Raw genomic sequence first — 5,195 nt, forward strand, 5'->3', positions numbered from 1 at the left:
AAGAGGCTGCGGCTTTGCCGCGCCGTCATCTGAGCGGTTTTCGTGCTTTCGGGCCGCGCAGCGGGCCGGACGAAAAAACCGCGCCTGTGCGGGGTTGTCATCCGTGTGGCTGGCCGCATGGCCCCTCTTTTTGTGTGCCCCTCGGGCGGCACGTCCCGGGCAGCTGGCCCCCTTTCGCCCCTTCGTGGTGCCGGGGCCTTCTCCCCCGCCTTGCGTTGCAGCCCTGCATCTGGTAAATTGCGCCTTTCTGCGGAGGCGCCTGCCGCTTCCGCCCGCACACGCATTTTCCCGGGGGGAAACCAGCATGAAAAAGAGTTTCTGCGGCGCGTTCCTGGCCGGCCTCCTTACCCTGTTCCTCGCGCAGGGCGCCTTGGCCGCTGATGCCAAGACTTATGTCAACGGCATCGACCCCAACTATCCGCCCTTCGCCTATGTGGACGAAAAAACCGGCCAGCCCGCCGGTTTCGACGTGGACTCCATGAACTGGATCGCCAAGAACATGGGCGTGAAGATCGAGCACAAGCCCATGGCCTGGGACGGCATCATCCCGGCCCTCCTGGCCAACCAGATCGACATGGTGTGCTCCGGCATGAGCATCACCCCCGAGCGCGCCAAGATGGTGCAGTTCTCCGACCCGTACTGGACGGTCTCGCGCGTCTTCGTGGTGCCCGCCGACTCCACCCTCACCGTGGAGGAGATCCTGAGCAAGCCCGTCAAGGTGGGCGTGCAGCGCGGCACCTCCGAGGCCAATGCCCTGAAGCAGGAGCAGCAGGCCAAGGGCTATCCCATGGAGCTGCGCTTCTATGACTCGGCGCCGCTCGCCGTGGAAGACCTGCTCAACGGCCGCATCCAGGCGGCGCTCATGGACGAGCTGCCCGCGGACGACGCCATCTCCAAGGGCCGCGCCGTGAAGAAGGCCGGCACGCATGGCCAGCCCGACGGCTTCGGCGTTGCCCTGCGCAAGGACGACAAGGACCTGCGCGCCCTGGTGGACGAAGGCTACCGCAAGCTCATGGCCGATCCCTACTGGCAGGAATTGCAGAAGAAGTATCTGCACAAGTAAGCGCCATGCCGGCCCTGGCCTGGGCCGGCGTGAACGGCACTTGCCCCGGGCTTCTGCCGCTTCTGTGGCCGGAAGCCCGGGGACATGCCCGACGGGGTGCTGACCCGACGCCCCGCATTGTCCGGAGCCCCGTGCGCGCCGCCTGCGGCTGCCGGCCAGCGGCACCAACCCCGAACCGCCACGCCCATGGATTCGTTGCTCGTCGTCATTCAGGCGCTGCCCGCCATCCTGCCGGGCATCCTCGTCACCGTGGGCAATGTGGCCGCATCGCTCGCCATGGGCCTCGCCCTTGGCGTGCCCTTCGCCGTGGCGCAGGTCTACGGCCCGGCGTGGAGCCGTCGCCTCGTCCGCCTCTATGTCTGGTTCTTCCGCGGCGTGCCCATCCTCGTCCTGCTCTTCCTGTTCTACGGCTTCTTCATCAGCCTGGGCCTTCCCGCCGAGCCCTTCATCATTGCCTGCCTGGTGCTCGGCTGCACGAGCACGGCCTACCAGTCGCAAATCTTCCGCGGCGCCATCGAGAGCCTGCCGCGCGGGCAATTGCAGGCGGCGCGGGCGCTCGGCATGAGCGACGCCACGGGCATCGCCTGTATCATCCTGCCGCAGGCCCTCAGGCTCTCCATCCCGGGCTGGGCCAACGAGTTTTCCATCCTGCTCAAGGATTCGGCCATCTGCTTCGTGCTCGGCACGCAGGACATCATGGCCCGCACCTCCTTCGCCGCGGCGCGCACGCACGAGCACCTGGCGCTCTATGCCGCCGCCGGCGCCATCTACTTTTTCCTGACCTGGGTGGTGCTCCGCCTTTTGCGCCGCCTGGAAGACAAGGTCCATGTGCCCGGCTACTCCACCGGGGGGGCCGGCTTCGACATGGGAGAACCGGCGTGAACGCCGCGAGGGATGCGGAGGGCCGATGAGCGCGGAACAGGACAGGGTGCTCAGGGTGGAGCATGTCTCCAAGCGGCTGAGCGGCAAGCTCATTCTGGATGACTGCTCCCTCGATGTGCGCCGGGGCGAGCTCATGGTGCTCATCGGGCCCTCGGGCGCGGGCAAGAGCACCCTGCTCCAGTGCATCGACTGCCTCATCCCGCCGGACACGGGCGAGATATGGCTGGAGGGCGAGCGCCTTGAGCGCGACGACAAGCGCAAGCTCTGCGCCTTTCGCGCTCAGGTGGGCATGATCTTTCAGGATTTCAACCTCTTCGACCACCTGACGGCCGAAGAGAATGTCGCCATCGCCCTGCGCAAGGTGCGCGGCATGTCGCGCAAGGAGGCCCGCGAACGGGCGCTGGACGAACTGGCGCGCGTGGGCCTGGCGCGGCGCGCCCTGCTCTATCCGGCGCAGCTCTCCGGCGGCCAGAAGCAGCGCGTGGCCATCGCCCGCGCGCTCGCCATGGACCCCAAGGTGATGCTGCTGGACGAGCCCACCTCCGCGCTGGACCCCGAGCTGGTGGGCGAGGTGCTGGCCGTCATCCGCGACCTGGCGGCCGGCGGCATGACCATGGTCATGGCCACGCACCAGATGGATTTTGCCCGCGCGCTCGCCACGGAGATCCTGTTCATGGAGCGCGGCCGCATCATCGAGCGCGGCTCGCCTGCGCAACTCCTCGCCGACGGCGCGGGCACGAGGACGCACGATTTCTGCGTGCGCATCCTCGAAGTCAGTCTCTGACGGGATTTCATCAGACTTTTGCGAAGGCCGGGCCCACAGCCGCCCGGCACTGCGCCGCAAAAAACCCTCGGGCAGCCGCCGTCGCGGCGGTAGCGCCCAAGGGTTTTCTTCATTGCGGGATGGGCGTGGCCCCCGCTCCATCTGGCCGCCCTAGCGGCCCTCCCCTTCCTGTTGGCGCGCCGGCCCGGAACTGCTCCAGGTGCCGTCGGTCGTGCCCTCGCTGGCCGGCTTCTGCTCCTTGGGCTGGTTCGGCATGAAGCGCTGCAGATCGCGCGAGACCTCGAAGGTGCGCAGTTCCGCTGCGGCCGCCTGGGCGAAGGGCGAGTCGGGGAAGCGGCGCACGATGTCCTCCAGGAGGGCCTCGGCGCGCGAGGCGTCCCCGAGCTTGCGGTACAATCGCGCCTCGCGGAAGCGCAGCCCCGGATATTCCTCCGAATCCTGCGGCACATAGGCATTATAGCGCTCCACCCATTGCAGGGCCTCGGGGATGCGGTTGCCCACCTCACAGATGTCCATCAGGGCCGCTGTGGCTTCTTTGATGCGCTGCGGGTCGGCCTTGTCCGAGCGCTCGTCCTGCAGGCGCGTGAAGAGCTCGATGACGCGGCGGTTGGTCTCGTAGGCTGCGCGGATGTCCTTGCGGGCCTCGGCGTCGCGCGCGAGGAAATAGGTGGCGTAGGCCTGCTGGTAGAGCGGGATGTCCGATCTTTCGGCGAGCTTGCGCCACATGGCGAGCGCCGGCGCGCCCAGGTTGAGGTTTTGCGCGGAGAGCGCCTGTGCGTAGTCGAGCTGGTTACGCAACTGCGGCTGGAGGTTCCACGACTCCACCAGCTTTGCGAGGTCGAGGATCTTGTCCCAGGCGCCGTTTTTCAGATAGTGGTTGAAAAACTGCGAGAAGGCGGCTTCGCCGTAGTCCGGATCCATGGGGCCCTTGAGGAAGTCGGCCATGAGCTCGAAGGCCTTGTCCTCGTCGCCGCGCTCGAGCCAGCCCTGGGCCAGGGCGTAGCGCAGGCGCGCATCCGGCTCGCCGTAGCGCTCGCGCACCAGCGGAAAGCCGTTCCAGAGCAGGAGGATGCGCCCGTAATTCTGCTCGGCCAGCGAATTGGCGAGCTCCTTGCTGAAGGCCTGCCACAGCAGTTCGCGCGCCTCGGGCACGTTCTGGTGCTCGGGATAGGCGTCGATGAAGTCCGCCGCCTTGCCCATGGCCTCGGGATACTGCCGGTCCCAGTAGAGCCACATGGCCTGCTTGAGCCTGGCCAGCACCGCCTCGGGCGTGGTGTCGGACGACGCCGCGAGGTCCGAATACACCTGCCAGAGCGGGGGCTCGGAGCCCCGCGCGAAGACCTTGCTCATCTCCTCATAGGTGATGGGCGCCTCGTAGATGCCCTTTTCCGCCAGGCGCAGGCGTGCGGTGCTGGCCGCCGGCGACTCCGGGAAGTCGCGCACGATGTCGTTATAGATGAAGTTGGCGGCCTGGGCATTGCCCTCGCGCAAGTAGGTGTCGGCCATCTTGAGCAGGAGGCTGTCGTTGCCATGGCGCTTGGGGTCGAGGTTGATATAGAGCCAGTAGAGATCCATGGCCGCGTCGCCGCGCCCCATTTTTTCGTCATTGGCCGCCTGGAGGAGCAGGAATTCCGGGTCCTCGATGTAGTAGCGCGGCCAGCGCTTGCTGATAAAGTCGAGGATGACCTGCGCGCGCTCGTGCTTGTCCTGGTTGACGAGGGCGCGCGCCAGCCCCACCGAAGCCGCCTGGAGCTGCGACGATTCCGGGTACTTGTCGAGCACGATACCGAAGGACTGCTCGGCCTCGGCGTTGAGGCCGTTCTTGAGCTGGGCCTCGCCCAAGGCCGTGAGCCCCTGGGCCACGCCCGGATAATCGGGATAGCGCCGGAGAAGGGCGATGATATAGCCCCCGGCCTCGCCGAGATTGCCCACATTGGCGTTGGCGAGCCCGAGGCGCAACAGGGCGTCGGGCACGCGCGCCGAACGCAAATTGGCGTTCATGGCCTCGCTGGTGGAGGACACGATGGGGTCGAAGCCGGCCAGCGGATTGTCCGCATAGCGGGCCCACATGCAATCGCTGATGCGGTAGAGGACCTTCTCGAGCAGTTCGGGCGAAAGATTGGGCAATTGCCGGATGGCCTCGAAGGCAGGCAGGGCCTCGTCGTACTTGCCCTCGTCCATAAGCGCCTCGGCCTCGGCGAACATCTTGTCCGGCTCCGGCGGCTTGGGCACGGGATTGCCCTGCTCGTCCACATAGATGACTTCGCGGGGCTTTTCCGGCTCGGGCGGGGGCGCCGCCTTTTCGCCCAGCGGCAGGCCAACGGTGCCGGGCACGGCGGCGCCGGACGCGCTGCGCCCCTCGTGGCGCACGGCTGGCGCCTGGGGCTGTGCCGGCGCGGCGGGCGCTGCGGCTGCAGGGGACTGGCCTTGCGCCGCAGTCGGGGCCGCGGCCGGCGCCGAGGCGGA

Annotated in this window: 4 protein-coding genes; 3 read left to right on the top strand and 1 reads right to left on the bottom strand. The window is 67.5% G+C overall.

Going from position 1 to position 5,195, the window contains the following annotated elements; genetic code table 11:
- The first annotated feature begins 304 nt into the window (after positions 1-304).
- From HDR50_RS11735 to HDR50_RS11745, 3 genes are all read left to right on the top strand, one after another.
- Positions 305-1,063, top strand: coding sequence for an ABC transporter substrate-binding protein (locus HDR50_RS11735; protein ID WP_291358410.1), 759 nt, complete (start codon positions 305-307; stop codon positions 1,061-1,063).
- Positions 1,064-1,249: 186 nt separating this feature from the next.
- Entirely contained in the window at positions 1,250-1,945 is a 696-nt protein-coding gene (locus tag HDR50_RS11740; protein WP_291358411.1) for an amino acid ABC transporter permease, read from the top strand.
- A 25-nt stretch (positions 1,946-1,970) separates the two neighbouring features.
- Entirely contained in the window at positions 1,971-2,729 is a 759-nt protein-coding gene (locus tag HDR50_RS11745) for an amino acid ABC transporter ATP-binding protein (protein ID WP_291358412.1), read from the top strand.
- 150 nt (positions 2,730-2,879) lie between these two features.
- Here the strand turns inward: HDR50_RS11745 and HDR50_RS11750 are convergent.
- Positions 2,880-5,195 (bottom strand): tetratricopeptide repeat protein (locus tag HDR50_RS11750; protein ID WP_291358413.1); only part of this gene is annotated, 2,316 nt, incomplete at its 5' end.

Source organism: Desulfovibrio sp. (genome assembly GCF_014803725.1).
Classification (GTDB): Bacteria; Desulfobacterota; Desulfovibrionia; order Desulfovibrionales; family Desulfovibrionaceae; genus Desulfovibrio.